The sequence below is a fragment of the Antarctobacter sp. genome, assembly GCF_048262615.1.
Classification (GTDB): domain Bacteria; phylum Pseudomonadota; class Alphaproteobacteria; order Rhodobacterales; family Rhodobacteraceae; genus Antarctobacter.
Window position 1 is genome coordinate 1 of record NZ_JBLXFB010000039.1, and the last position, 25,964, is coordinate 25,964.

General features: G+C 63.6%; 22 protein-coding genes. 10 read left to right on the plus strand and 12 right to left on the minus strand.

Going from position 1 to position 25,964, the window contains the following annotated elements; all coding sequences use genetic code 11:
* The 3 genes from paaA to katG form a co-directional block, all read right to left on the minus strand.
* Nucleotides 1-572, minus strand: a 572-nt coding sequence (paaA, locus tag ACN0S5_RS22440) for a 1,2-phenylacetyl-CoA epoxidase subunit PaaA (protein WP_417211397.1), incomplete at its 3' end; no start/stop codon positions are given.
* A gap of 22 nt (nt 573-594) precedes the next feature.
* A complete protein-coding gene (gene pcaF, locus ACN0S5_RS22445; RefSeq protein ID WP_417211399.1) occupies nt 595-1,797 on the minus strand; it encodes a 3-oxoadipyl-CoA thiolase in 1,203 nt (400 codons plus the stop codon).
* Between the two features lie 468 nt (nt 1,798-2,265).
* Complete coding sequence (katG, locus tag ACN0S5_RS22450) at nt 2,266-4,434, minus strand: catalase/peroxidase HPI (protein ID WP_417211400.1); 2,169 nt, start codon at nt 4,432-4,434, stop codon at nt 2,266-2,268.
* A 202-nt stretch (nt 4,435-4,636) separates the two neighbouring features.
* On the opposite strand from katG, the gene ACN0S5_RS22455 reads away from it, so the two are divergent.
* Nucleotides 4,637-5,533 (plus strand): LysR substrate-binding domain-containing protein, encoded by an 897-nt coding sequence (locus ACN0S5_RS22455; RefSeq protein WP_417211401.1) that lies wholly within the window; start codon nt 4,637-4,639, stop codon nt 5,531-5,533.
* A 79-nt stretch (nt 5,534-5,612) separates the two neighbouring features.
* On the opposite strand, the gene ACN0S5_RS22460 is transcribed toward ACN0S5_RS22455, so the two are convergent.
* The 6 genes from ACN0S5_RS22460 to ACN0S5_RS22485 form a co-directional block, all read right to left on the minus strand.
* The gene (locus tag ACN0S5_RS22460) at nt 5,613-6,851 is read right to left on the minus strand and encodes a CoA transferase (protein ID WP_417211402.1); all 1,239 of its coding nucleotides are present in this window, start codon (nt 6,849-6,851) and stop codon (nt 5,613-5,615) included.
* A complete protein-coding gene (locus ACN0S5_RS22465; RefSeq protein ID WP_417211403.1) occupies nt 6,848-7,717 on the minus strand; it encodes an FAS1-like dehydratase domain-containing protein in 870 nt (289 codons plus the stop codon). The genes ACN0S5_RS22460 and ACN0S5_RS22465 overlap by 4 nt, the downstream gene beginning before the upstream one ends.
* The gene (gene sucD / locus ACN0S5_RS22470; protein ID WP_417211404.1) at nt 7,714-8,610 is read right to left on the minus strand and encodes a succinate--CoA ligase subunit alpha; all 897 of its coding nucleotides are present in this window, start codon (nt 8,608-8,610) and stop codon (nt 7,714-7,716) included. The genes ACN0S5_RS22465 and sucD overlap by 4 nt, the downstream gene beginning before the upstream one ends.
* 11 nt (nt 8,611-8,621) lie before the next feature.
* On the minus strand, nt 8,622-9,797 hold the full coding sequence (locus ACN0S5_RS22475; protein WP_417211405.1) for a malate--CoA ligase subunit beta: 1,176 nt from the start codon (nt 9,795-9,797) through the stop codon (nt 8,622-8,624).
* 23 nt (nt 9,798-9,820) lie between these two features.
* A complete protein-coding gene (locus ACN0S5_RS22480; protein WP_417211406.1) occupies nt 9,821-10,780 on the minus strand; it encodes an HpcH/HpaI aldolase/citrate lyase family protein in 960 nt (319 codons plus the stop codon).
* An 84-nt stretch (nt 10,781-10,864) separates the two neighbouring features.
* Nucleotides 10,865-12,067, minus strand: coding sequence for a pyridoxal-phosphate-dependent aminotransferase family protein (locus ACN0S5_RS22485; RefSeq protein ID WP_417211407.1), 1,203 nt, complete (start codon nt 12,065-12,067; stop codon nt 10,865-10,867).
* A gap of 141 nt (nt 12,068-12,208) precedes the next feature.
* On the opposite strand from ACN0S5_RS22485, the gene ACN0S5_RS22490 reads away from it, so the two are divergent.
* Both ACN0S5_RS22490 and ACN0S5_RS22495 read left to right on the plus strand, forming a co-directional pair.
* On the plus strand, nt 12,209-13,612 hold the full coding sequence (locus tag ACN0S5_RS22490; RefSeq protein WP_417211408.1) for a helix-turn-helix domain-containing protein: 1,404 nt from the start codon (nt 12,209-12,211) through the stop codon (nt 13,610-13,612).
* 159 nt (nt 13,613-13,771) lie between these two features.
* Nucleotides 13,772-15,421 (plus strand): ABC transporter substrate-binding protein, encoded by a 1,650-nt coding sequence (locus ACN0S5_RS22495; RefSeq protein WP_417211409.1) that lies wholly within the window; start codon nt 13,772-13,774, stop codon nt 15,419-15,421.
* Nucleotides 15,422-15,508: 87 nt separating this feature from the next.
* On the opposite strand, the gene tdh is transcribed toward ACN0S5_RS22495, so the two are convergent.
* From tdh to ACN0S5_RS22510, 3 genes are all read right to left on the minus strand, one after another.
* On the minus strand, nt 15,509-16,546 hold the full coding sequence (gene tdh, locus ACN0S5_RS22500) for an L-threonine 3-dehydrogenase (RefSeq protein WP_417211410.1): 1,038 nt from the start codon (nt 16,544-16,546) through the stop codon (nt 15,509-15,511).
* Nucleotides 16,543-17,730 (minus strand): glycine C-acetyltransferase, encoded by a 1,188-nt coding sequence (locus tag ACN0S5_RS22505; RefSeq protein ID WP_417211412.1) that lies wholly within the window; start codon nt 17,728-17,730, stop codon nt 16,543-16,545. Before ACN0S5_RS22505 ends, tdh begins: the two co-directional genes overlap by 4 nt.
* A 98-nt stretch (nt 17,731-17,828) precedes the next feature.
* Nucleotides 17,829-18,389: a helix-turn-helix domain-containing protein gene (locus ACN0S5_RS22510; protein WP_417211424.1), complete on the minus strand. Its 561-nt coding sequence runs from the start codon at nt 18,387-18,389 to the stop codon at nt 17,829-17,831.
* Nucleotides 18,390-18,492: 103 nt separating this feature from the next.
* On the opposite strand from ACN0S5_RS22510, the gene ACN0S5_RS22515 reads away from it, so the two are divergent.
* The 7 genes from ACN0S5_RS22515 to ACN0S5_RS22545 all read left to right on the plus strand — a co-directional run.
* Nucleotides 18,493-19,413, plus strand: a complete 921-nt coding sequence (locus tag ACN0S5_RS22515; RefSeq protein WP_417211414.1) for an aminotransferase class IV — start codon at nt 18,493-18,495, stop codon at nt 19,411-19,413.
* Between the two features lie 271 nt (nt 19,414-19,684).
* On the plus strand, nt 19,685-20,410 hold the full coding sequence (locus ACN0S5_RS22520; protein WP_417211416.1) for a GntR family transcriptional regulator: 726 nt from the start codon (nt 19,685-19,687) through the stop codon (nt 20,408-20,410).
* A gap of 29 nt (nt 20,411-20,439) precedes the next feature.
* Nucleotides 20,440-21,846: a vanillate/3-O-methylgallate O-demethylase gene (gene ligM, locus ACN0S5_RS22525; protein ID WP_417211418.1), complete on the plus strand. Its 1,407-nt coding sequence runs from the start codon at nt 20,440-20,442 to the stop codon at nt 21,844-21,846.
* A 119-nt stretch (nt 21,847-21,965) separates the two neighbouring features.
* Nucleotides 21,966-22,943, plus strand: coding sequence for a TRAP transporter substrate-binding protein (locus tag ACN0S5_RS22530; RefSeq protein WP_417211419.1), 978 nt, complete (start codon nt 21,966-21,968; stop codon nt 22,941-22,943).
* Nucleotides 22,944-23,453 (plus strand): TRAP transporter small permease, encoded by a 510-nt coding sequence (locus ACN0S5_RS22535; RefSeq protein WP_417211420.1) that lies wholly within the window; start codon nt 22,944-22,946, stop codon nt 23,451-23,453. It begins immediately after the preceding gene.
* The gene (locus ACN0S5_RS22540; protein WP_417211421.1) at nt 23,450-24,754 is read left to right on the plus strand and encodes a TRAP transporter large permease; all 1,305 of its coding nucleotides are present in this window, start codon (nt 23,450-23,452) and stop codon (nt 24,752-24,754) included. The genes ACN0S5_RS22535 and ACN0S5_RS22540 overlap by 4 nt, the downstream gene beginning before the upstream one ends.
* A 12-nt stretch (nt 24,755-24,766) precedes the next feature.
* On the plus strand, nt 24,767-25,964 hold a 1,198-nt coding region (locus ACN0S5_RS22545; RefSeq protein WP_417211422.1), incomplete at its 3' end, for a LysR family transcriptional regulator.

The following is a 25,964-nucleotide window of genomic DNA, read 5'->3' on the forward strand; positions in this document are numbered from 1 at the left end:
TTCTGCGCGGGCGTGCCGTTCGCCATCTTCATCATGATGTCGTAGCCCTGCCGCTGGTGGAACGACTCTTCCTTGCAGATGCGGATCATGGCGCGCGAATACGGGCCAAAGGACGTCCGCTGCAACGGCACCTGGTTCATGATCGCCGCACCATCCACCAGCCAGCCAACCGCGCCCATGTCGGCCCATGTCAGCGTCGGGTAGTTGAAGATCGACGAATATTTCATCCGCCCGTCCAGCAGCATCTCTGTCAGCTCATCGCGGGTCACGCCCAGCGTTTCCGCCGCGCAATAGAGATACAGACCATGCCCCGCCTCATCCTGCACCTTGGCCAGCAGGATCGCCTTACGCTCCAGCGTGGGTGCGCGCGTGATCCAGTTGCCTTCGGGCAGTTGGCCAACGATCTCGGAATGCGCGTGCTGGCCGATCTGCCGGATCAGCGTCTTGCGATAGCCCAGCGGCATCCAGTCCTTGGGCTCGATCTTGTCGCCCGCGTCGATGCGGGCCTGAAATTCGGCGAGCTTCTCCGGGTCTTCCCGAGACGCTTCCGACTTGATCATCTGTGCGTACATCTGAGCCTCCCTGCTCGTATCTTCAAACCCGTTCGAGGACGATCGCCGCCCCCTGACCCACGCCGACACACATGGTGCACAGCGCGTATCGCCCGCCGCTGCGGCGCAACTGATGCGCCGCCGTCAGCACCAGACGCGCCCCGGACATGCCCAAAGGATGCCCCAGCGCGATGGCCCCGCCCAGCGGGTTCACGCGCGGGTCGTCGTCCGCCACGCCCAATTCGCGCAATGTGGCCAGCCCCTGCGCCGCAAAGGCCTCGTTCAACTCTATCACATCCATCTGGTCGATGGTCAGGCCAAGACGGTCCAGCACCTTGCGGCTGGCGGGCACCGGGCCAATCCCCATCACGCGCGGCGCAACCCCGGCAGAGGCCATGCCCAGAACCCGCGCCATCGGCGTCAGCCCCTGCGCACTGGACGCAGCCTCTGAGGCCAGCAGCAATGCCGCCGCCCCGTCGTTCACGCCACTGGCATTGCCCGCCGTCACGCTCAGATCCGGGCCGTTCACACCCTTCAACTGGCCCAGCTTTTCGGCGCTGGTGCCGGGGCGCGGGTGCTCATCGGTGTCGACGACAACCGGATCGCCCTTGCGTTGCGGCACCTCCACGGGGACGATCTCGTCGCCAAACAGCCCGGCCTCCTGCGCCGCCGCCCAGCGCGCCTGCGACCGCGCCGCAAAGGCATCCTGATCGGCCCGGCTGACGCCATAATCGGCGGCCACGTTGTCGGCGGTTTCCGGCATGGAATCGGTGCCGTACATCGCCTTCATCTTCGGGTTCACAAAGCGCCAGCCGATGGTGGTGTCATAGACCGCATTGGACCGGGTAAAGGCGCTGGTCGCCTTGGGCATCACAAAGGGCGCGCGGCTCATGCTTTCGACGCCACCGGCAATGCAGAGGTCATAATCCCCCGCCTTGATCCCGCGCGCGGCAAAGCCCACCGCATCCATGCCGGAGGCGCACAAACGGTTCACCGTGGTCCCCGGCACATCCTCCGGCAGACCCGCCAGCAGCGCCGCCATGCGGGCCACATTGCGGTTGTCCTCACCGGCCTGATTGGCAGAGCCATAAATGACCTCGTCCACACGCGACCAGTCCAGCGACGGATGACGCGCCATCAAGGCCGCAATCGGCAAGGCCGCCAGATCATCCGCCCGAACCGACGACAATGCCCCGCCATAGCGCCCGATCGGCGTGCGCACCCCATCACAGATAAAAGCATCCATGGACGGTAAACCCTCCCATTAGTCGACCACATGGTCGGATTAAGCCAGCGCAGAGATTCGCGCAAGAAAAAGTTACAAAATCTCGCGACGTGGAAAATTCCGTAACGCAACAGCCCGCATCCCCCAGCCTGTTCGCCGGAGCCATCTCTCGCTTGATGCCTATAAGAGCCGAAGACGCGGCTCCCGCAAGGGGGCGCAGCCCCGCGCTTGCGCGGCCTGCCCTTGCGGGCGCCGGGGCTTTGGCTCAGGCAGCAAAAAGCGAGCGATGGGTCCGGCGGACAGGCGCGTCTGTTCGCGGGTGAATCGCAAAGCGGATAACGCGCCGTCAGGCGCGCCCCGTCAGGGTTGGCGGGCGGGCGATGTTGCGGCCCCTTGGGGCCGCGACGAGTCCCGTCGCGGCGACCGCAGACAGAAAAAGGGGCGCCCCGGTTTCCCGGAGCGCCCCGCCACTAAGGTTTTGCCGTCAGATCAGGCGTCGACACGGTCCGCGTTCATCACCTTGGTCCAGGTAGCGACAAAGTCCGTCACGAACTTCCCGGCGCTGTCGTCCTGCGCGTAGACTTCCGCATAGGCCCGCAGGATCGAGTTTGAGCCGAACACCAGATCGACCCGCGTCGCGGTCCACTTGGTCGCGCCGCTCTTGCGGTCCTTGATCTCATAGATGCCCGCATCCGCCGGCACCCAGGCGTTGCCCATATCCGTCAGGTTGACGAAATAGTCGGTGGTCAGCGCCCCGGCCCGGTCGGTGAACACGCCGTGCGCCGTGCCGCCGTGGTTTGTCGCCATGGCACGCATACCGCCCAGCAGCACGGTCATCTCCGGTCCGGTCAGGCCCATCAGTTGGGCGCGGTCCAGCAGCAGTTCCTCGGCGCTGACGACATAGTCCGTCTTCAGCCAGTTGCGGAAGCCATCGGCCACCGGCTCCAGCACGTCAAAGCTTTCGGCGTCGGTCATCTCCTGCGTCGCGTCACCGCGACCGGGCGTGAATGGCACCGTGATGTCGACCCCTGCCGCCTTGGCGGCCTGCTCGACCCCGACATTGCCCGCCAGCACGATCACATCCGCAACCGAGGCACCGGTTGCCGCTGCAATCGGCTCCAGCACCGCCAGCACCTTGGCCAGACGGGCCGGCTCATTGCCGTCCCAGTCCTTCTGCGGGGCCAGACGGATGCGCGCGCCATTGGCCCCGCCGCGCAGGTCAGACTGGCGGAAGGTCCGCGCGCTGTCCCATGCGGTCGATACCATCTCGGCCACCGACAGACCGCTGGCCGCGATCTTCGCCTTGACCGCATCCACGTCATAGCCGGTCGCCCCCGTCGGGATCGGATCCTGCCAGATCAGATCTTCGGAGGGCGCATCCGGGCCGATATAGCGGTCACGGGTGCCCATGTCGCGGTGGGTCAGCTTGAACCACGCGCGGGCAAATGTGTCGTCGAAATAGGCCGGATCGGCCATGAACTTCTGGCAGATGGCGTTATAGGCCGGGTCCATCTTCATCGCCATGTCGGCGTCGGTCATCATCGGCATGACGCGCTTGGTCGGATCGCTGGGATCGACCGGCATGTCTTCTTCCTTGATGTTGATGGGCTTCCACTGGTTGGCACCGGCGGGCGACTTGGTCAGCTCCCACTCATGGCCGAACAGCATATCAAAATAGCCCATGTCCCACTTGGTCGGCTCTGTCGTCCACGCGCCCTCGATGCCCGAGGTGACGGCATTGCTCGCCTTGCCGCCCAGATTGGGGTTGATCCAGCCAAAGCCCTGCGTCTCGACATCCGCGCCTTCGGGTTCCGCGCCCAGCGCGCCCGCGTCGCCGTTGCCATGCGCCTTGCCGACAGTATGGCCACCACAGGTCAGCGCGGCGGTCTCTTCGTCGTTCATCGCCATGCGGGCAAAGGTCTCGCGCACCTGACCGGCGGTCTTGAGCGGGTCCGACTGACCGTTCACCCCTTCGGGGTTGACGTAGATCAGGCCCATCTGGACAGCGGCCAGCGGGTTTTCCATCGTGTCGGGCTGGCCCACGTCCTCATAGCGCGAGTCCGACGGCGCCAGCCATTCACGTTCCGCACCCCAGTAGACGTCCTTTTCCGGGGCCCAGATGTCCTCGCGGCCAAAGGAGAAACCAAAGGTCTTCAGACCCATCGACTCATAGGCCATGTTGCCCGCCAGCAGGATCAGATCGGCCCAGCTCAGCTTGTTGCCGTATTTCTTCTTGACCGGCCACAGCAGACGACGCGCCTTGTCGAGGTTGCCGTTGTCGGGCCAGCTGTTGAGCGGCGCGAACCGGATGTTGCCGGCACCGCCGCCACCGCGGCCATCCGCCAGACGGTACGACCCGGCAGAGTGCCACGCCAGACGGATCATCAGGCCGCCATAGTGGCCATAGTCCGCCGGCCACCAATCCTGGCTCTCGGTCATCAGCGCCTTGACGTCGGCCTTGACCGCCTCAAAATCCAGCGACTTGACCTCTGCGCGATAGTCAAAGTCCTGACCCAGCGGATTGGACTTGGTGTCATGCTGGTGCAGGATGTCCAGATTCAGCGTCTTTGGCCACCAATCGGTGACGGTGGTCCCCGTCTCCGTGAGTGCGCCGTGCATGACCGGGCACTTGCCCGCTGCGATATCATTGCCGTCCATGATGGTCTCCCTTGGTCAATAACGCCGGTGCGGGCCTTTGGTCCGCGCCGGTCCTTGTCTCATGCGGGGAGGAAGATGGCGAAAACCGGGTCCGGACGACCCGGTTCGGCGACTCGCTCTCCCTCTTACCCTAGAATGCTTCTAACAAGACCGATCCATATCTTTAAGTTGTATTTTCTCATGAAGCCGATAACTTTTGCCTATGAAAAATCTCACCCTGAGACAGTTGCGGTATTTCGAGGCCCTCGCCCGCCACGGCCATTTCGGACGCGCGGCGGCGGCCTGCTCGATCTCGCAACCGGCCCTGTCGGTGCAGATCCGCGATCTGGAGGCCGACCTCGGCGCCCCCCTGTTCGAACGGGGGGCGCGTCAGGTGCGCCTGACCGCCCTTGGTGAAGCCTGCCTGCAACGCGCGGTCAATATCCTGCGGTCGGTGGATGAGTTCGAAGACCTCGCCCGCGCCGCGCAGGGCGATCTTGTCGGGCGGCTGCGGCTGGGGGTGATCCCCACCGTCGCGCCGTATCTGTTGCCCGCGCTGTTCGCCAAACTGGCGCAAAGCCACGCCGGGCTGGACATTCACATCCGTGAAACCATGACCCCGCGCCTGCTGACCGAATTGCACGAGAGCCGGATCGACTGCGCCATTCTCGCCCTGCCCGTGGGAGAGCCGGGTCTCGACGAAGTGGCGCTGTTCGACGAGGCCTTTGTCTTTGTCCGCCCCGAGGCCGAAACCGATCACCCGGTGCCCGATGGCGAGGCGCTGCAAAAGATGCGCCTGCTGCTGCTGGAAGAGGGGCATTGCTTTCGCGATCAGGCGCTCAGCTTCTGCAAGCTGAACGCCGCCACACCCCGCGACGGGCTGGACGGGTCGTCGCTGACGACGCTGGTGCAGATGGTCGGCGCGGGTCTGGGGGTGACGCTGATCCCGGAAATGGCGGTGCCGGTGGAAACGCCCTCGGCGCGGGTGGCGGTCGCCCGCTTCGCCGATCCCCAACCGGCCCGGACCATCGGCATGGTCTGGCGGCGCTCAAGCCCGCTGTCGGACCAGTTTCAGCGCCTTGCCGACACGGTCCGACAGGCCGCGACGCATCCGGACTGACCCAGCGCCCGGCGCAGCGTCCTGTGCATCGTTTGTGCATGGGGTGTGCATGGAATGTGCCCGGTGTTTCGAGCCCATCTCACGAGGCCAATCGCAGGTCGCCGCGCGGCTGCATCGCCACCCCGTCATCCATCAGTTTTCCGATCACACCCGCCGGCAGGCCCGCCACTTCGGCCAGCACCTCTTCGGTATGCTGCCCCAGACGCGGGGCCGGGGTCGGGTCTTCGCGGGCAATCCCGGCAAAGGAAAACGGCGATCCCGGCGTCAGATAGCGGCCGGTTTGCGGGTGGTCCACCTCGGCGAACATCGGGTTCCGGGTCGACAGGTCCGGATCTTCGCGCAGGGCTTGACCAAAGCTTCGGAAGACCGACCAAGTGACGCCGCCTTTGTCGAATTTATCAGCAAAATCAGATAGTTTCCGCTTGGCAAACCATGGCGACAACACCTTGGTGATTTCCGCCCGATAGGCCCAACGCACACCTTCGCGGCCCAGATCCACGCCCAGCCGCGCCGCGAGGTATCCCATGTCCTGCGTGGTGCCGGTCACCGTCATCAGGTTTGCCCACTGGCGCGGCGTCAGCGCGATCACCATGACCCGCCGCCCGTCGGCGCAGACGAAATCCTGACCGTATGCCCCGTATAGCGCATTGCCCGATCTGGTGCGCTCGGTGCCGTTGACGGCGACCTCTCCGATAATTCCCAGATGGCCCAACATGGCCGCGGCGGCATCCTTCAGCGTCAGGTCAACAGACTGCCCTAACCCTTTGCGAAGACGCATTCTTTCTGCGGCCAACAGACCCGAGACAACCATGTTTCCGGCGATGCAATCCCATGCCGGCAGCACATGCGCCACCGGCTCTGCCGAGCCTTCCGGCCCGGTCGCCATGGGAAAGCCCAGCGCGGGGTTCACGGTATAATCCACCGCCGGATGCCCGTGCCGATCACCGCGCAGGCTGACCATACACAGATCCGTGCGCCGCGCCTTCAGCGTGTCGTAATCGGTCCAGCCCTTGACCGCCAGATTGGTGATGAACAGGCCCGCATCCTCACCATCCGCACAGATGATCTCTTGCGCGATCTCGCGCCCGCGCGGGGTTTTGACATCCAGCGCGACAGAGCGTTTCCCCTTGTTCATCCCGTCCCAGAAAAGACTTTGACCCGAAGGTGTTACAGGCCAACGCTGCGCATCCATCCCGCCCTGCGGCAGGTCGAACCGGATCACGTCCCCGCCCATTTGCGCCAGCGTCATCCCCGCCAGCGGCACCGCTACAAAGGCCGAACTTTCGACCACGCGCATCCCGTCGAGAATTCCGCTCATGTCGCCCACTCCATCCTTGCCTGCAATCCCAGGTAGTCCTCAAACGTGGCAGTCCCGACCTCGATCGCGCCGCCCGCCGGGTCCAGCGCCCCGACCAGCCGCATGTCGGAGTCGTGAAACATCGGATGCACCACGCGATAGCTGAACCGCGACGGGGCCTTGCCGGTGTGGCGCTCCGCTGCTTCGATCGCCATGGTGGCCTGCATCGGCCCATGCACAACCAACGCCGGATACTTTTCCACCTGCTGCGCATACGGCAGGTCATAATGGATGCGGTGCGCATTGTAAGTCGCCGCAGAATAACGGAAAAGTCGAACCTCGTTCATTGGAACGCGCTCATCGTAGGCCAGACGCTCGGGCACCGGCACCTGCCGTGGCGGACGAAAGGTTTTCGGGATGTCGAGGTAGACGATGTTCTGCTCTTCCTCGATCACGCCACCCATTTCGCCGGTGGTCACATGATCCACGGTGACAAAGGCCATCGGCCCGGTCTTGCCGTCCTTTTGGGTCACAGCGCGGATGGTCGAGGTCTTGGTCAGCCCCTCACCGACGTGAAAGACGCCCTTGAACCGCACATCGCCTCCGGCCCACATCCGGCGACGGAATGGCAGCGGCGGCAGAAAGCCACCCAGCGCCGGGTGGCCGTCTTCTCCCAGCTCGCTCATCGGCACAAACTCGGGAAAAGCGACCCAATGCCAAAGGTTTGGCAGAACGCTCCCGGCCTGCACATCGCGGACCGGGCTCAGGTCGTGACTGACCGCCGCGTTCAGCATCCCCGCGAGGTTGGGCGTGACACCCCCCTCGCGGGTCTCTGTGCGCCCGATCCAGTCGGTGTAATCGGGGTCCATCAGGGCGGCGGCGCTCATGCCGCGGCCTTCATGCCCAGCACGCGCGCCATGGTGGCCCCCATGGCCGAGGGATGCGGCGCCACCGTGATGCCCGCCGAGGACAGGATTTCGACCTTTTCCTGCGCGCTTTCGCCAAAGGCGCTGATGATCGCGCCCGCATGCCCCATCTGCCGCCCCTTGGGGGCCGCCAGACCCGCGATATAGGCGGCCACGGGTTTGGTCATTTGGTCACGGACATAGGCGGCGGCCTCAGCCTCCTGCGGGCCACCGATCTCACCGATCATCATGACGGCGTCGGTTTCCGGATCGTTTTCAAAGAGTTCCAGGATGTCCTTGAAGCTGGAGCCGTTGATCGGATCGCCGCCGATGCCGATGGACGACGAAATCCCGATGCCCAGCGCCTTCATCTGGCTGGCGGCCTCGTAGCCCAGCGTGCCCGACCGGCCAACGATACCGACGCGGCCCGGCGTATAGATCGCAGGTGGCATGATCCCCATGAACCCCTTGCCGGGAGAGATGATGCCCGCGCAGTTCGGCCCGATCAGGCGCATCTTCCTGTCGCGCGAATAGCGACGCAAAAACCGTTTCACCCGCATCATGTCCTGCGCCGGGATTCCATCGGTCACGCAGACCGCCGTCCTGATGCCCGCGTCTGCCGCCTCCATCATCGCATCTGCGGCGAAGGGCGGCGGCACAAAGAGCAACGAGGCCTCTGCCCCGGTTGCGTCAACAGCTTCGCGCACCGTGTTGAAAACAGGGCGATTCAGGACCGTGCCGCCGCCTTTTCCCGGCGTGACCCCGGCAACCACCCTGGTGCCGTATTCGATCATTTCCTGCGCATGGAACTGGCCGATGCGGCCCGAAAGCCCCTGGACAACGACCTTGGTGGTTTCATCAATCAGAATAGCCATGTCGTGTCTCCTCAGGCTGCGGCGGATTGCGGACGGGCGGCGACGGCCTTTTGGGCGGCCTCCTCCAGCGTGTCGGCGCTGATGATGGGCAGACCGCTTTCGCGGATGATCTTTTGCCCTTCCTCGACGTTGGTGCCGCTCAGGCGCACCACCACCGGGATCTGGATGCCGACCTCGCGGTAGGCCTGGATCACGCCCTTGGCGATCCAGTCACAGCGGTTGATGCCCGCAAAGATGTTGACGAGGATCACGCTGACATTGGCGTCCGACAGGACCGTGCGGAACGCCTGACAAACCCGCTGTGGCGAGGCACCGCCGCCGATATCCAGAAAGTTGGCCGGCGCGCCGCCTGCAAGCTGGATCATGTCCATCGAGGCCATGGCAAGGCCCGCGCCATTGATGATGCAACCGATGTCGCCCTCAAGGCCCACATAGGCGAGGCCATTGTCATAGGCCATGGCCTCACGCGGGTCTTCCTGGCTGGGATCGCGCAGGGCGGCGATGCTGGGGTGTTTGTACAGCGCGTTGGTGTCAAACGACATTTTTGCATCCAGCGCCACCAGATCGCCCGCCCCGGTGATCACCAGCGGGTTGATCTCGACCATCATGGCGTCAAGGTCGCGGTAGGCCCGATAACAGGCCCGCAGAAAGGTCGAGAACTGGTCGACCTGCTTGCCCTCCAGCCCAAGGCGAAAGCCCAGTTCCCGCGCCTGATACAGCGCCAGCCCCACAGCCGGGTCGATCACACTGCGCACAAGGCTGTCGGGGTCTTCTTCGGCCAGGTCCTCGATCTCCATCCCGCCGTGGCCGGAGGCGACGATCATGATCCGCTCTGACTTTCGATCCAGCACAAAGCCAAGGTACAACTCCTGCGCGATGTCCGACGCTTCCTCGACCCAAAGGCGATAGACGCCCTTGCCGTTGGCGTCGGTCTGCTTGGTCACAAGCTGCTTGCCCAGCAGGCCCTTGGCGAAATCCGCCACTTCGGCCTCACTTTTGCAGAGCTTGACGCCGCCCGCTTCGCCGCGCCCGCCGGAATGGATCTGCGCCTTGACCACCCAGGCATCGCCCCCCAATTCGCGGGCGCGATATGCCGCCTGTTCCGGCGAATAGGCCAACCCGCCGCGCGGCACCGGCACGCCAAAGCTTTTCAGGATTTCCTTGGCCTGATGTTCGTGAATATCCATGGTGTCTCCTCCCCTGACGTCGGTTATTCGGCGGCGATGCTGGTGCCTTTGGCGGCGATGGCCTGCGCCATGTCGATGACGTTGCGGGCCATCTTTTCGCTGGCCGCGTCGATCATCTTGCCGTCAAGACTGGCGGCGCCCTTGCCTGCGGCCTCAGCCGATTTCAGTTCCTCGATGATGCGCTGCGCCTTGGTGACTTCGGCCTCTGGCGGGCTGAAGACCTCATTGGCCATGGCGATCTGGCTGGGATGAATGGCCCATTTGCCCTCACACCCCAGCGCCGCCGCGCGCCGTGCGCCCGCGACATAGCCCTGACCGTCGCTGAAATCGCCAAACGGCCCGTCAATGGCGCGCAACCCGTAGGCGCGGCAGGCGATGACCATGCGGGTGATCGAGGCGTGCCACTGGTCGCCCGGATAATCCGGGTTCAACCCGCCGATGTTGACCGTGCGCGCCCGCATGCTGGCCGCGTAGTCGGCAACACCAAAGTGCAGCGCCTCCAGCCGCCCGCCGAACTGCGCGATGGCCTCGACATTGGCCATGCCCAGCGCGGTTTCGATCAGTGCCTCAAGGCCGACGCGGTTGGTCAGCCCGCAGGCCTGCTCGATCTGGTTGATCATCGCCTCGACCATGTAGAGGTCCGCAGGCACCCCCACCTTGGGGACAAGGATCGTGTCGATCCGGTCGCCCGCCTGCTCCATGATGTCGACCACGTCGCGGTACATGTAATGCGTGTCCAGCCCGTTGATCCGCACCGAGACCGTCTTGCCCTTGGCCGCCCAGTCGATGTCGTTCAGCAGTTCCACGGCGTTCTTGCGGGCCTGATCCTTTTCCGGCGGCGCAACCGCGTCTTCAAGGTCGAGGAACACGTAGTCAGCGGCGCTGTCGGCGGCCTTTTCAACCATACCGGGGTTCGAGGCGGGCACGGCGAGTTCAGAGCGGTGCAGGCGCTGCTTGCGCAGAGGGTGAAGCGTGTGGGACATATGTCAGGCCTTTCATGGGACAAAGAAAGAGTGTCCGCGCCCTGTGAAGGGCGCAGTCCGGAGCAAGCCGGGTGAGCAGGGAATTTATTCGGCGGCGACCGCGTAGGTTTGCGGCGTGCCCGCGCCATCGGCGAACCAGGCCTGGGCGGCACCTGTGCCAGAGCCGGGAACAACGCCCGCCCCCGCCCGCATCAGAGACAGTTCCGCAAGGCTCAGCGCGGTCAGCGCCATGCCTTCGTTGAAATCGCCCAGGTGACCGATGCGAAAGACCTTGCCGTTCAACCGCCCAAGGCCAGACCCAAACGACGCGTTGAAGTCGTCATAGGCGATGCGCAGCACCTCGCGCGCGTCCACCTCTGGCGGCACGCGGATCGCGCTGACGGTGTCGGAGTAATAGCTGTGATGCTCCGCCACCAGATCCAGCCCCCAGGCCCGCACCCCCCGGCGGATGCCCTCCGCCAGCCGTGTGTGGCGGGCAAAAACGGCCTCCAGCCCTTCGGCAAAGATCCGGTCCAGCGCGGCCCGAAGCCCGTGCAGCAACGGCGTCGGCGGGGTGTAGGGAAAATAACCATCGGCGTTCATTGCGCGCATGTCGGCAAAGTCATAGTAGGCGCGGCGCATGGTGGCCGTCCTTGATGCCTCCAGCGCCTTTTGGCTGACGCCGAGAATGCCCAGACCCGCAGGCATCATCATGCCCTTCTGGCTGCCGGTGACCGCCAGATCGACGCCCCATTCATCCATGCGAAAATCCATCGACCCAATCGACGACACGCCATCGACGAACAGCAGCGCGTCGTGAAAGGTGCTGTCCAGCGCGCGGCGCACGGCGGCCACATCGGACACAACGCCAGTGGCGGTCTCATTGTGGGTGACGAAAACCGCCTTGATCTCATCGCGCACATCGCGGCCAAGGATGCGTTCGAATTCACCCACCGGGGCACTGGCCCCCCAAGGCAGATCGACCACGACAGGGTCCAGCCCCAGCATTTCCGCCATCTTGACCCAGAGGGTCGAAAACTGGCCATAACGCGCCATCAACACCTTGTCGCCGGGGTTCAGCGTGTTGGTGATCGCCGCCTCCCATGCCGATGTGCCGGAGCCGGGGAACAGCATGACCTCGCCCGTTCCGGTCTTGAAGACCCGCTTGAGGTCGGAAAACAGGCCCAGCGTCAACTGGCCGAAATCGCTGGCGCGCTGGTCCTGCTGCGGGACGTTCATCGCCTGCCGCACGGCCTCTGGCACATTGGTCGGTCCGGGAATGAAGAGATGTGTCTGTCCGGTACGCATGGCGATCCTCCCTATCGAATGTCAGCGACCATGCGCCATAGATCTGGAAACCGGAAACACTGCCGGGTCCTGCTGTAAATGCGAGATTTTACAAATCTTGATATTTGTAAACTTGTCAATTTTCGTATACTGAGAAATACCATGAAGACCTTTATCGGCCCCCGCCTGCGCCGGCTGCGCATCGACCACGGACAGACACAGGTTCAGATGGCCAAGGCGCTTGGCATCTCGACCTCCTATGTGAATCTGCTGGAAAAGAACGAGCGCAGCATTTCGGTGCCCGTCCTGCTGAAGCTGTTCGAGGCCTACGGCGTCGACTGGCGCGACATCGCCGAGGACGACGATACCGCACAGCTTGCCGACATCCGCGCCGCGCTTCAGGATCCCCTGTTCGAAAGCGGCCGCCCCGATCTGCCACAGCTGCGCGCGGCGCTGGCGCACAGTCCCGACCTTGCCGGTTGCTTTCTGAAACTGCACCGCGCCTATCTGGCCACCAATGACCAGTTGATGAGCATGGCCAGCACCGGCGACGGCGGCAGCCGGGTGTTGCCGTTGACCTCCGAGGCTGTGGTGCACAACTTTTTTCGCAGCAACCGCAACCACTTCGAGGCGCTTGAAGAGGCGGCAGAGGGGTTTTGGTTTGGCGAAGGCGTGGACCCGGACGACATCTATCCGGCGCTCAAACTGCGGCTGAAACACCGGCTTGATTTGCGGGTGCGCATCGTCCCGGTGGCGGACATGCCGCAATCGCTGCGCGAGTACGATGAGGACCGGCGCGAGGTCAGGTTGTCCGAGGCGCTGGACCACCCCAACCGGGTGTTCCAACTGGTCCACGTGGCCGGCCTTCTGGAACAGAAAGAACTGCTGGACGGCATTCTGGAACGCAGCGGGCTGACCGATGCCAAAGGCCGCGCACGCTGCCGGGTGGAACTGGCCAATTATTTCGCCGCCGCCGTGCTGATGCCCTACGACCGGTTTCTGTTCGAGGCCATCGCCAGCAAGTACGATTTCGACCACCTTGCCACCCGCTTTGGCGTCAGCTTTGAACAGGCCTGTCACCGGGCGACCACGCTGCAACGCAGCGGCGCGCGCGGGGTGCCGCTGTTCTTTTTGCGAATCGACAAGGCCGGAAACGTCACCAAAAGGTTCAACGCGACCGATTTCCACCTCGCCGAATATGGCGGTGCCTGCCCCCGGCTGGAGGTCCACGCCTGTTTCCGCTCTCCCGGTCTGATCCTGCCGCAGGTGGTCGAGATGCCGGACAAGTCGCAGTTCATCGTTTTTGCCCGCACCGTGGACCGGCCCAGTTTCACCCGACACCGGCAGGATGTGCGGCTGGCCGTGGCGGTGGGCTGCGCGATGGAACATGTCGGCAGCATCGGATACGCCGAAGACCTCAACATCACGCAGGCCCGCGCAACGGAGATCGGCATCAACTGCCGCGTTTGCCCGCGCGCCAATTGTGACCAGCGGGCGCATCAGGCGGTGGTCCTGTCCGACCCGGTGGATGAAAACCGCCGCGGGGCCACCCGCTACGCGCTGTGACCCGGCACAGGCCGGTGCGGCCCGCCCCGGCTTGACCCCTCAGCCACAGCGCTATCTCCCTAAACATGTGGGCACGGATGGCGCCGACACCATCCCTCGCTGGACCGACCCCCGGCGCGTCTCACGCCGGGTTTTTCCCTGAAATCGATTGGAGCCCTCATGGTTGTTCCCACCCTTCATCCCGTCGCACAAACCCTTGCCGCCGAACATGCCAGCGGAGAGCTGTCGCGCCGCGAGTTCCTGACGCGCGCCACGTCGCTGGGTCTGACAGCAGCCACCGCCTATGGGCTGATCGGCGTCGCCATGCCCTCTGAGGCCCGCGCCCAACCTGCGCAGGGCGGCACATTGCGGATTCAGTCGGATGTGCGCGCGCTCAAGGATCCGCGCACCTATGACTGGCCGCAAATGTCGAACTTTTCACGCGGCTGGCTGGAATATCTTGTCGAGTACCAGCGCGACGGCAGTTTCAAGCCGATGCTGCTGACGGGTTGGGAGGTCAACGACGACGCCACGCAATACACCCTGAATGTGCGCCCCGGCGTCACCTGGAATGACGGCACGCCGTTTACCGCCGCCGATGTCGCGTTCAATATCACCCGCTGGTGCGATCAGACGGTCGAGGGCAACTCGATGGCGTCGCGCATGTCCACGCTGATCGACCCGACAACAAAGCAGGCCATCGACGGGGCCATCGTCGCCAGCGATGACCTGACCGTCACGCTGACCCTGCCCGCGCCGGACATCACCCTGATTGCCGGTTTCTCGGACTACCCCGCCGCAATCGTGCCGCAGGACTTCAGCGGCGACCCGATGGCGGATCGCAAAGGCACCGGCCCCTTCATACCGACCGAACTGGAGGTCGGGGTAAAGTCGGTCATGGTCCGCAACGAGGACCATACTTGGTGGGGCACCGAGGTGTATGGCGGTCCTTATCTGGACCAGATCGAATACATCGATTTCGGAACCGATCAGGTGACGCATTTCTCTGCCGCCGAGTCGGACGAAGTGGATATGCTGTATGAATCGCTGGGTGAGTTTGTCGAGCTGTTCGACAGTATCGGCTGGCAAAAATCCGAAACCATCACCGCGAACACGGTGGTGATCCGCACCAACCAGAATGCGGAAATCGACGGCCGGAAACCTTATGCCGACGAGCGCGTGCGGCGCGCGCTGGCGATGGCAGTCTCGAATGCGGTCTGCCTTGAACTTGGCTATGCCGATCAGGGCGAGGTGGCTGAAAACCACCATGTCTGTCCGATCCATCCCGAATATGCCCAACTGCCCGCAAGAGAGCCCGACCCCGCCAAGGCAGCGGCCCTGATGGCGGAGGCCGGTCTGGCGGATTTCGAGCATGAGCTGATCTCGATCGACGACAACTGGCGGCGCGACACCTGCGATGCGGTCGCCGCACAGATGCGCGATGCCGGTTTCACGGTGCGCCGCACGATCATCCCCGGCAACACCTTCTGGAACGACTGGGCGGATTACCCGTTCTCGGCGACCGACTGGGCGCAACGTCCCTTGGGCGTGCAGGTTCTGGCGCTGGCCTACCGATCCGGCGAGGCGTGGAACGAAACCGGTTTTGCCAATGCCGAATTCGACGAGACTCTGAAGCAGGCGATGGCCGTCGCCGACGCCGAGACCCGGCGCGTGCTGTCCGCCAAACTGCAAACGATCATGCAGGACGAAGGTGTGGTGATCCAACCCTACTGGCGCGCCACCTATCGCCACGCGCGTCCGGGGGTCATTGGCGCCGAACAGCATCCGACGTTCGAAATCCACGTCTACAAGCTGGGTCTGGAGGCCTGAGCCAACTAAAATGCCGCCCTGCGAACCTTCGCAGGGCGGCACATTTTCCGAAGACGATCCGCGGCCAGACCCTATGCGGGTCCGGGATCAAAGCCAGTCCAGCACCACCTTGCCGGAGCGGCCCGATTTCATCACCGAAAAGCCGTCGGCAAACTGGTCCACCGGAAAGCGGTGGGTGATCACCTTGGACACATCCAGCCCGTTCTCCAGCATCGCGATCATCTTGTACCAGGTCTCGAATATCTCGCGCCCGTAGACGCCCTTGATCGTGATCGCCTTGAACACGATGCGCGACCAGTCGACCGGCGATTTCCCCGGCGGGATGCCCAGCAGCGCGATCCGGCCGCCCATCACCAGCGTCTCGACCATCTGGTCCAGCGCCACCTGATTGCCCGACATCTCCAGCCCCACGTCAAAGCCTTCGCGCATCTTCAGACAAGCCTTCACGTCGCGCAGGTCCTCTGTTGCCACGTTCACCGGCACCACGTCGGCCACCTTTTCCGCCAGCGCCAGCCGGTCGGGGTTCACATCGGTGATCACAACGTGCCGGGCACCGACATGCCGCGCGACCGCCGCCGCCATGATCCCGATGGGTCCCGCGCCGGTGATCAGCACGTCCTCGCCCACCAGATCGAAACTCAGCGCCGTGTGCACGGCATTGCCCAGTGGGTCCAGAATGGCCCCGATCTCATCCGGGATCTCATCCGGCAGCGGCACCACGTTGAAGGCCGGCAGGCGCAGATACTGCGCAAAGGCCCCCTGCTCGTTCACCCCGATGCCGCGTGTTTCCGGGTCGAGGTGGAACTTGCCCGCCCGTGACTGGCGCGAGTGTTTGCCGATCAGATGGCCCTCACCGCTACAGCGCTGGCCGATCCTGAGGTCATCGACGTTGCGGCCAACCTCGACGATTTCACCGGCGAACTCATGCCCCGTGACCAAGGGCACCGGCACCGTCTTTTGCGCCCATTCGTCCCAGTTCCAGATATGGATGTCCGTGCCGCAGATGCCCGTGGCCTTGATCTTTATCAGCACGTCATCGGGGCCGATCTCTGGCACCGGCACGCGTTCCATCCACAGGCCTTCCTCGGGCTTGGCCTTGACCAGTGCTTTCATCTGATTGCTCATGAGATCACCTTTAGTTCGCGCCCGACCTCAGCAAAGGCCGTCAGGGCACGGTCCAACTGTTCGCGCGTCAGGGCCGCGCTCATCTGTGTGCGGATACGGGCCTGTCCCCGTGGCACCACCGGAAAGAAAAAGCCCGAGACATAGACCCCCTTGTCGAACAGCCGCGACGCCATGTCCTGCGCCAGTTGCGCCTCTCCCAGCATGACCGGGATGATAGGGTGCTCCCCCGGCAGCAGGTCAAAGCCGAGGTCGGTCAGTCCCGCGCGCCAATAGGCGGCGTTCTCGAACAGTTTCGCGCGCAGATCGTCGCCCTCTTCCACCAGCCGGATCGCCTCGATCCCCGCCGCCACGACAGAGGGCGGCAGCGCGTTGGAAAACAGGTAGGGCCGCGCGCGCTGGCGCAGCAGGTCGATCACCGGCTGCGGCCCGGCGATATAGCCGCCGATGGCCCCGCCCAGCGCCTTGCCCAGTGTGCCGGTCAGGATGTCCACATCGACACCGAAATGCGCGGGCGTGCCCTGCCCCTTTGGCCCCATGAATCCGGTCGCGTGGCAGTCGTCGACCATGACCAGCGCCTCGTATTTTGCGGCCAGCGCGGTGATTTCAGGCAGTTTCGCCAGATAGCCGTCCATCGAGAACACGCCATCGGTGGCGATCATGATGAACCGCGCGCCATCCTCGCGCGCCTTTTGCAACTGCGCCTCAAGGTCCGCCATGTCGGAATTGGCGTAGCGATAGCGCCGCGCCTTGCACAACCGGATACCGTCGATGATCGACGCATGGTTGAGCGCATCCGAGACGACCGCATCCTCCGGCCCCAGCAGCGGCTCGAACAGCCCGCCATTGGCGTCGAAACAAGCGGCAAACAGGATGGAATCGTCCTTGCCCAGAAAGCGCGCCAGCCGGGTTTCCAACTCGCGGTGCAGGTCCTGCGTGCCGCAGATGAACCGGACAGAGGCCATGCCGTAGCCTTTGGGGTCCATTGCCGATTTTGCGGCGGCGATCAGGTCGGGGTGATCCGCAAGGCCAAGGTAATTGTTGGCGCAGAGGCAGATCTTGCTCTGACCATCCACCATGATTACACCGCCCTGCGGCGAGGTGATCAGGCGCTCACGTTTCATCAACCCCTCAGCGTCGATCTGGGCGAGGGTGTCGGTCATATGGGTCAGGAATCGGTTTGTCATGTCAGCCTCCGTTGCCGGACACGCTAACATAACGGATTCAATTCCCAAATAGGGGATTTTCAAGATGACGGATTATTTTCCATCATATCGGCAGAAACTCAGGCATCCTGCACCACAAGGAACGCCCGCGCCGGGGCGGCGGCGGCGATGCGATGCGCCACATCCGCCGCATACCGCGCGGTATCGCCGGGGCCCAGCCTTTCGGTCCCTGCCCCGCTGGTGACCTGTACCTCGCCCTCGATCACGCTGAGATGTTCGCGCGCGCCGCGCGCGTGCGGCAGGCTGTCCAGCATGCCACCGGCGGCAAAGCGCAACTCATAGACCTCATGCCGCCCCGCCTCTTCGGGCGGTGACAGAATGCGGATGGTGCATCCCGCGCCCCGGTTCTCGATCGTCGGCACGTCGCTGGCGCGCAGCACCTCGATCTGGCGGACGGGGGCCTCTTCCAGCAAACCGGCGAAATCGACCTGCAAGGCACGGGTCAGGTTCCAGAGCGTCGCAATGGTGGGCGAGGATTCGCCCCGCTCTATCTGGCTGACCATACTGCGGGACACGCCCGACAGCTTGGCCACCGCATCAAGCGACAGCCCTTGTGCGCGGCGCGCCTCGCGCAGGCGGGCGGGGAGTTTTGCCAAGATGGCGTCGGGATCTTCCGTCATACTGGATGCATAGCGCGCGTATTCCACCCGGACAAGCCCGCTGCCCTTTCCACCGCGCGCCGCCCGTGTCACGGTCACCGCGATTGCACACAGGACAGCCGCCATGACCGACAGCCACGTCTCAACCCACGACGCCGCCCCCGACGCGCGCAATGACGATATCCGCATCTACGTGAACGGCGAAATCGTGCACCGGGATGAGGCGCGCGTGTCGGTTTATGACAGTGGCTTTCTGCTGGGCGACGGGATCTGGGAGGGGCTGCGCCTGTACGACGGGCATATCCCTTTTCTGGATGCGCATCTTGACCGGCTGTATGAGGCGGCGCTGTACCTTGAGCTCGACATTGGCAAGACGCGGACCGAGTTGACGCAGGCGATTTGGGACACGCTGCAAGCCAACGAAATGACGACGGACGTGCATATCCGTCTGATGGTCACTCGCGGGCGCAAGAAAAAGCCGTTTCAGCACCCGCATCTGAGCGTCTACGGACCAACCATCGTCATCATCGCCGAGCATTCGAAACCCGACGACAGCGTGATCGAGCGCGGGATTTCCCTGTTCACCGTGCCGCATCACCGGGGATTGCCGCTGACGCAGGACGCCAAGCTGAACTCGCACTCCAAGCTGAACTGCATCATCGCGCTGAACCACGCGGTGCGCGCAGGCGCCGATGAGGCGCTGATGCTGGACCCGTTCGGGTTTGTGAACACGACAAATGCCTGCAACTTCTTCATCGTGCGCAAAGGCGCGGTTTGGACCTCGACCGGCGATTATTGCATGAACGGGATCACCCGGCAGAAGGTGATCGACCTTTGCCGCGCGCTGGATATCCCGGTCTTTGAGCGCAACTATTCGCTGGTCGATACCTACGGCGCCGATGAGGCCTTTCTGACCGGCACGTTTGGCGCGCAAACCCCGGTGTTCACGATCGACGGGCGCGTGATCGGCGGCGGCAAGGCCGGACCGGTGTTCCACCGCATCCGCGCGGCCTACAAAGCGATGATCGACGAAGGACGCGGCTGAAAGCCGCCCTGACAACGGCCAGCGGCGTGTCCTGCATGACCTGCGGGATGTCCTGCGGGCCGCGCGGGCCTGCCCATGTCCGCCAGCCACCATACCGATGGCACCGACCGCTTGGGGCGGGTGGCCTTGAATCGGCGATCAAGCTTCATAGCCATACGGAATATCGTATACATTATCCGCCAGAACTCCCAATAAATCCGCCAGAAATCGACCCATTGACAGATCCTGTATACAGGATACCCTTCCGCCATCGCCCTTTGGGAGGAGAGGCATGGATCGGCAGGAACGCAGCGCGCAGTTTGCGCGCGCTCTCATGGAACTGCGCTCTCTGGTGCTGAACGGAGCATATGCCGGGGGGGAACGACTGGCCGAAACGGCGCTGGCGGACCGGCTGGGCCTGTCCCGCACGCCGCTGCGTCAGGCGATGGACCGTCTGGTTGACGAAGGTCTGCTGGAACGGATCGAAACCGGCGGATGCCGCGCGGCGCGGTTTACCAAGGCCGATATCCACGATGCCATCGAATTGCGCGGCGTGCTGGAGGGCACGGCAGCCCGTCTTGCGGCGGAACGCGGCGCGCTGCCCGACCTTGCCAGCCGCATGGCGGAGGTGCTGGATCAGTTGGATGTCGCGGTAACAGGTACGCTGGATTTCAAGGCCTATGTGCCTCTCAACGCCGAGTTTCACGACCTGCTGGCCAATCTCGCCGGCAGCGCGGTGATCGCCCGCGAGGTAGAACGTGCCGGACGCCTTCCGGCTGCCTCCCCCTCGGCCTTTATGCAGGGGCAAGACCTGATCCCGGATTTCCGCGAAAGCCTGACACGCGCACAGCGCCAGCACCGCGACATCTTTGACGCCATCCAAAACCGGCAAGGCAGCCGCGCCGAGGCGCTGGCCCGCGAACATGCGCGTCTTGCCCGCACCAACCTTGAATACGTGACGCAGGAAGAGCCCGAACTGGCCGAAAAAGTGCCGGGGCTGTCGCTCATCGCGAACTGACATTTTGACATAGGGAGAGAGGACCCATCATGCCCAGTCTCAACGACGCAATGAAAGCCTGGAACAATCCGGTGGAAATGCTGCGCAATTCGCAGGCCGGAATGTATGTTTATCCGGTGGTGACGCCGGAATTTCAGAACTGGCGCAACGAACAGGCGGCCTGGCGCGAAACGGCGGTGCTGTTTGACCAGTCACATCACATGGACGAGGTGATCGTAGAGGGACCGCAGGCGACCGAATTCCTGTCCCATCACGGGATCAACTCTTTCGCCAATTTCGACCTGAACCGGGCCAAGCATTTTGTGCCCGTCACCCCCAATGGCCATGTCATCGGCGACCACATCATCTTTCGTGAGCGCGAGGACAAATACATCCTCGTCGGGCGCGCGCCGACCTCGAACTGGCTGATGTTTGCCGCCGCTTGGGGCAAATGGAACGTCCGGCTGCGGCATGACCCCCGCTCTCCCTCGCGGCCCGAGGGCGAGCGCGTCATCCGCGAACATTATCGCTATCAGATCCAGGGGCCGGACGCGCCCAAGATCTTCGAGAAGATGAACGGCGGACCGATCCCGGACATCAAGTTCTTTCACGTCGACTGGATCAAGGTCGGCTCCAAGAAGGTGCAGGCGCTACGCCACGGCATGTCCGGTGCGCCGGGGCTGGAGATCTGGGGACCGTACAAGGACAAGGATTACATCCACTCCGTTATCCTCGAGTCCGCCCGCGAGGCCGGTGTGAACCTTGTTCAATGCGGCAGCCGTGCCTATTCGACCAACACGCTGGAATCCGGCTGGATTCCATCCCCGCTGCCCGGAATCTACACCGGCGACGGGATGCTGGCGGACTACCGCGACTGGCTGGGGGCCGACATGTACGAGGCCGCGGGTGCCATCGGCGGCTCTTTTGTCAGCGACAATATCGAGGATTACTACGTCAATCCCTTTGAGCTGGGCTATAACTTTTACATCGGCTGGAAGAAGGACGACTTTATCGGCAAAGCCGCGCTGGAAAAGATCAAGGCCGAAGGGGCGACCCGCAAGAAGGTTACGTTCGAATGGAACCGCGACGATGTGCTGAAGGTGATCGCCAGCGGCTTTGAAGACGGGCTGCCGTACAAATGGATCGACTTCCCGCAGCCGAACTATGCCTCGTCCAGCGCGGACATGGTGATGCGCGACGGGCAGAAGGTCGGCATGTCGATGTTCAACGGCTATAGCTGGAATGAACGCTGCATGCTGTCGCTGGGCGTTGTGAACAACGATGTCGAAGTCGGCGATGTGCTGACGCTGATCTGGGGAGAGCCGGACGACACCGCCAAGACCTCGACCGAGAAACACAGGCAGGCCGAGATCCGGGTGCGCGTCGCCCCGACGCCCTATGCAAAGGAAGCCCGCGAAACCTATGCGGACAGCTGGCGCACCAAGGCGGCGCAATAGCAAAAATTCATGCCCTCGCGGGCGGAATGCATTTCTGTCCGGGCATGGTGGTGCGCTACTGTGCCCGGAAAACAGGGCGTGCCGGGGAGGGTCCGCCCACACAAACCGGGAGGAAGACCATGAAACTGACCCATATGATGGCGGGTGTCACAGTCGCGGCGATACTGGCGGTGACCGCGCAGGCGCAGGAGTTGAAATTCGCGAATTTCACCCCGCCCTTTCATACCATCAACGCCAGCGTGATCGAAAAACTCAACGCCGATCTGACCGCCGCGACCGATGGGGCCGTCACCGTGCGCGGCTATCACGGCGGAGAACTGGGCGCAGGCCCGGTGGAACAATATGTCCGCGCCGTGCAGGGGGTGTCCGACATGGTCTGGGGCCTGCCGGGCTACACCTCGTCGCAGTTCCAGAAGACGATGATCGTGGAACTGCCCAACGCCATCCCGCTGGACCAGCCGGGCTACGTCGCCCTCTGGGCAGCCTTTGACGAGATCAGCGGCGAGTTTCCGGCCACCAAACCGATCGCCCTGTGGACCTCGGAACCGAATATTTTCATCATGAAGGACGTGCAGATCCGCAAGCCGTCGGACCTTGCCGGTCTCAAGGTCCGGGTTGCCGGGGCCACCGCCGCCGAGGTGGCAGAGGCGCTGGGGGCGACCCCCGTTCAGATGCCGATCAATCAGGTCTACAACGCCTTGCAGACCGGGCTGATCGATGGCGTGATCACCGGTGCGTCGACCCTGTCGGACTTCAAACTGGACGAAGTCGCCGACAGCTACACCATTGGCGCCAACCTTGGCCGCCTCGCCTTTTACACGGTGATGGGACAGGGGTCGTATGACAAGCTGTCCGCCGAGGCCAAGGCCGCCGTCGATGCCGCCGCCGGGATCGAAGTGTCAAAATCCGCCGAAATCGCATGGAACGCCACCGCGGATGCAGCGCTTGAGGCCGCGCGCGCCGACGACCGGAACGTGGTGATCGACCTGTCCCCCGAAGAGGCGCAGGCCTTTGCCGATGCCGTTGCCGATGTGGTCAACGGCTACGTCGCCGAGGTCAACGGCGACGCCGCATTGGCCAAGATGCGGGGAGAGTGAGTGCTCAACTCTCTCAGAACGGTTGCGGACGGGCTGATACGCCTGTCCGCGGCAATCGGCACCTTGGCCTTGCTGGCCGAGGTCGGGGTGATCCTTGTGGATGTGATCGGTCGCGCCTTTGGCCATCCGCTGTTTGGCAGTCAGGACCTGATCACCATGATTCTGGTCATGCTGGTCTTCGGTGGCATGGCCCTGTGTGACCGCAGCGGCGGCCACATCGCCGTCGATCTGTTCCAGAAATCCTTTCCGCCGCTGTTGAACCGCATCATCGACGTACTCTCAGCCCTGTTGGGGGCGGTGATCTTTGCCTTCATCGCCTGGGCAATCTGGGAAAGCGCAAAACTGAGCGTGATGCTCAACCTGTCCACCAACCTGCTGCGCCTCCCCAAGGTCTGGTTCCAGTGGGGCCTATGCGGCTTTGCGGTGCTGACGGCGCTTGGCATGTTGCTGCGCACGCTTGAACTGGCGATCTCTGGCCGTGACGTGCGAACCGAATGGAACAACACATGAGCGGCGGCGCTGTCGGTATCCTTGGCATATCGGTTCTCCTTGTCCTGTTGATGCTGCGCATCCCGGTGGCCTTTGCGATGTTCCTGATCGGCTTTCTGGGCATCTGGCACCTGAACGGCTGGAACGCGGCCATGGGCCTGCTGTCCTCTGAAACCTTCACGCTGGCCTCAAACCCGGAACTGGTGATCATTCCGCTGTTCATCCTGATGGGCAACGTCGCGACCGTCACCGGTATGAGCCGCCAGCTCTACGATGCCGCCTATGCGATGATCGGCCAAATTCGCGGCGGGCTGGCCTCGGCCACGGTGATCGGTTGCGGCGGGTTTGCCGCCCTGTCCGGGTCATCCGTGGCCTCTGCCCTGACAATGGGCAAGGTGTCGCTGCGCGAAATGGACCGCTTCAACTATGACACCCGCCTCTCGACAGGGGTGGTCGCCGCAGGGGGCACGCTGGGAATCCTGATCCCACCCTCGACCGGCTTTGTGATCTACGCGATCCTGACCGAACAAAGCATCGGACGCCTGTTCCTCGCCGGGGTCCTGCCCGGCCTGTTGTTGCTCACGGTCTTTATCCTGACAATCACACTGATGTGCTGGATCTGGCCCGCGCTGGGCCCTGCGGGTCCGCGCACCAGCCTGGCGGACAAAAGCCGCAAGCTGCTGGGCGCGCTGCCGATCCTCATCGTCATCCTGCTGACCATCGGCGGCATTTACGCCGGGTTCTTTTCCCCGACCGAAGCGGCGGGCGTCGGCGCGGGTTTTGTCATCCTCTACGGCATCGTGACCCGCACACTGGGGCTGCGCGCCTTTTGGGAAGCCGCCAAAGACAGCATCGTGACGACGGCAACCGTGATGCTGATCCTGATTGCGGCACATATGATCAACCCCTTTCTGGCCCTCAGCCATATCCCGACCGTCGTGGGCGCGTTCCTTGGCAATCTTGGGGCCGGGAGCATCGGCACGCTGATTGTGATCCTGCTGGTGTACCTCGTGCTGGGTTGCTTCCTCGAAGGGTTTGCCATGCTCGTCCTGACCCTGCCGATCTTCTTTCCGGTGATCATCGACCTTGGGATCGACCCGATCTGGTTCGGGGTCCTTGTGGTGCTGACGCTGGAAATGGGCTTGATCTCGCCGCCCGTGGGACTCAACGTCTTTATCGTGAAATCCGTGGCACCAAATGTCGAACTGGGCACAATCTTTCGCGGGGTTCTGCCGTTCTGGCTGGCGATGATGGCGACACTGGCGGTCCTGATCGCTTTTCCCCAGATCTCGCTGATCCTGCCAAACACGATGTTCAACTAGACAGGCAGACCCATGGCAGATGCGCAGGTGATCCCCCGCAACCTCAGGCACCTGCGCCTGCTGCCGGCCATTGCCGATCAACGCTCTTTGACCGGGGCGGCGCAGGTCTGCGGCCTGTCGCAGACCGCCGTAACACACGCCCTGCACAAACTGGAACTTGCCGTCGGCAATGCGCTTTTCGACCGCAACAGCGCGGGCGCTTTTCCGACACAGCGCGGCGCGGTCTTGCTGGCGCGGGTGAGACGCGCATTGGATCGGTTGGACCCCGCACTGGAAAGCGTCACCCCCGGCCTGTCGCGGGTGGTCACACGGTCGCAATTGACCGCTCTCATTGCCACCGCCGACAGTGGCAATGTTACCTTGGCCGCCCGGCGTCTGAACCTTGCGCAACCCACGGTGCACCGCGCGGTCACCGATCTTGAAAAGGCCGCTGGCCGCCCGCTTTTCGATCGCGCCGCAAACGGTCTGGTGCCGCGTCGCACCTGTCTGGCGCTGTGCCGGGCCGCCCGTCTGGCCTTTGCGGAACTGGATCAGGCAGAGGCCGATCTGGATGAATTCGATGGTCGCGAAGGCGGCAAAATCGTGATCGGCGCGCTGCCCTTGTCCCGGTCCAGTCTGTTGCCCTCCGCTTTGGTCGCCTTCAGAAAGGAACGCCCCAACACGCCGGTCACGATTCTGGATGGGCCTTACGAAGACCTGCTGGCGGGTTTGATGTCCGGCGAGGTCGACATGATATTGGGCGCGCTCCGTGACCCGGCCCCGACCGCCGAGGTCGAACAGCTCTCCTTGTTCGATGACCGGCTGTGTTTCGTGGCCGGACCTGAACATCCCATGGCAAATGCCCCTGTCCCATCGGTCGAGGCTCTTGCGGACCAGGCTTGGATTGTTCCGCGGGAAGGGGCGCCTGCCCGCCACCAATTCGAGACCTTCTTTCGCGAGCGCGGCCTGAAGCCCCCCCGAAGCGTAATCGAGAGCGGCTCAGTTTTGCTGATGCGCGAAACACTTAGACAGAGCGACATGCTTGGATGTATCTCGGGCGGTCAGGCCGCCGCGGAAATACGTCAGGGATTGCTGACTTTACTCACGTATCAGCCAATTTTGCCGTTTCGTCGGATAGGATTGACGCGTCGTTTGGGTTGGTATCCGACGGTGAGTCAGGGTCGGTTTTTGTCGTATCTTCTTGAGTATTCCGGTGGGGATTTGTCACAGC

Excerpts from the sequence above, each read along its gene's own strand:
- pcaF (WP_417211399.1), bottom strand. The coding sequence starts at position 1,797 with ATGGATGCTTTTATCTGTGATGGGGTGCGCACGCCGATCGGGCGCTAT.
- katG (WP_417211400.1), bottom strand. The coding sequence starts at position 4,434 with ATGGACGGCAATGATATCGCAGCGGGCAAGTGCCCGGTCATGCACGGC.
- ACN0S5_RS22455 (WP_417211401.1), top strand. The coding sequence starts at position 4,637 with ATGAAAAATCTCACCCTGAGACAGTTGCGGTATTTCGAGGCCCTCGCC.
- ACN0S5_RS22460 (WP_417211402.1), bottom strand. The coding sequence starts at position 6,851 with ATGAGCGGAATTCTCGACGGGATGCGCGTGGTCGAAAGTTCGGCCTTT.
- ACN0S5_RS22465 (WP_417211403.1), bottom strand. The coding sequence starts at position 7,717 with ATGAGCGCCGCCGCCCTGATGGACCCCGATTACACCGACTGGATCGGG.
- sucD (WP_417211404.1), bottom strand. The coding sequence starts at position 8,610 with ATGGCTATTCTGATTGATGAAACCACCAAGGTCGTTGTCCAGGGGCTT.
- ACN0S5_RS22475 (WP_417211405.1), bottom strand. The coding sequence starts at position 9,797 with ATGGATATTCACGAACATCAGGCCAAGGAAATCCTGAAAAGCTTTGGC.
- ACN0S5_RS22480 (WP_417211406.1), bottom strand. The coding sequence starts at position 10,780 with ATGTCCCACACGCTTCACCCTCTGCGCAAGCAGCGCCTGCACCGCTCT.
- ACN0S5_RS22485 (WP_417211407.1), bottom strand. The coding sequence starts at position 12,067 with ATGCGTACCGGACAGACACATCTCTTCATTCCCGGACCGACCAATGTG.
- ACN0S5_RS22490 (WP_417211408.1), top strand. The coding sequence starts at position 12,209 with ATGAAGACCTTTATCGGCCCCCGCCTGCGCCGGCTGCGCATCGACCAC.
- ACN0S5_RS22495 (WP_417211409.1), top strand. The coding sequence starts at position 13,772 with ATGGTTGTTCCCACCCTTCATCCCGTCGCACAAACCCTTGCCGCCGAA.
- tdh (WP_417211410.1), bottom strand. The coding sequence starts at position 16,546 with ATGAGCAATCAGATGAAAGCACTGGTCAAGGCCAAGCCCGAGGAAGGC.
- ACN0S5_RS22505 (WP_417211412.1), bottom strand. The coding sequence starts at position 17,730 with ATGACAAACCGATTCCTGACCCATATGACCGACACCCTCGCCCAGATC.
- ACN0S5_RS22510 (WP_417211424.1), bottom strand. The coding sequence starts at position 18,389 with ATGACGGAAGATCCCGACGCCATCTTGGCAAAACTCCCCGCCCGCCTG.
- ACN0S5_RS22515 (WP_417211414.1), top strand. The coding sequence starts at position 18,493 with ATGACCGACAGCCACGTCTCAACCCACGACGCCGCCCCCGACGCGCGC.
- ACN0S5_RS22520 (WP_417211416.1), top strand. The coding sequence starts at position 19,685 with ATGGATCGGCAGGAACGCAGCGCGCAGTTTGCGCGCGCTCTCATGGAA.
- ligM (WP_417211418.1), top strand. The coding sequence starts at position 20,440 with ATGCCCAGTCTCAACGACGCAATGAAAGCCTGGAACAATCCGGTGGAA.
- ACN0S5_RS22530 (WP_417211419.1), top strand. The coding sequence starts at position 21,966 with ATGAAACTGACCCATATGATGGCGGGTGTCACAGTCGCGGCGATACTG.
- ACN0S5_RS22540 (WP_417211421.1), top strand. The coding sequence starts at position 23,450 with ATGAGCGGCGGCGCTGTCGGTATCCTTGGCATATCGGTTCTCCTTGTC.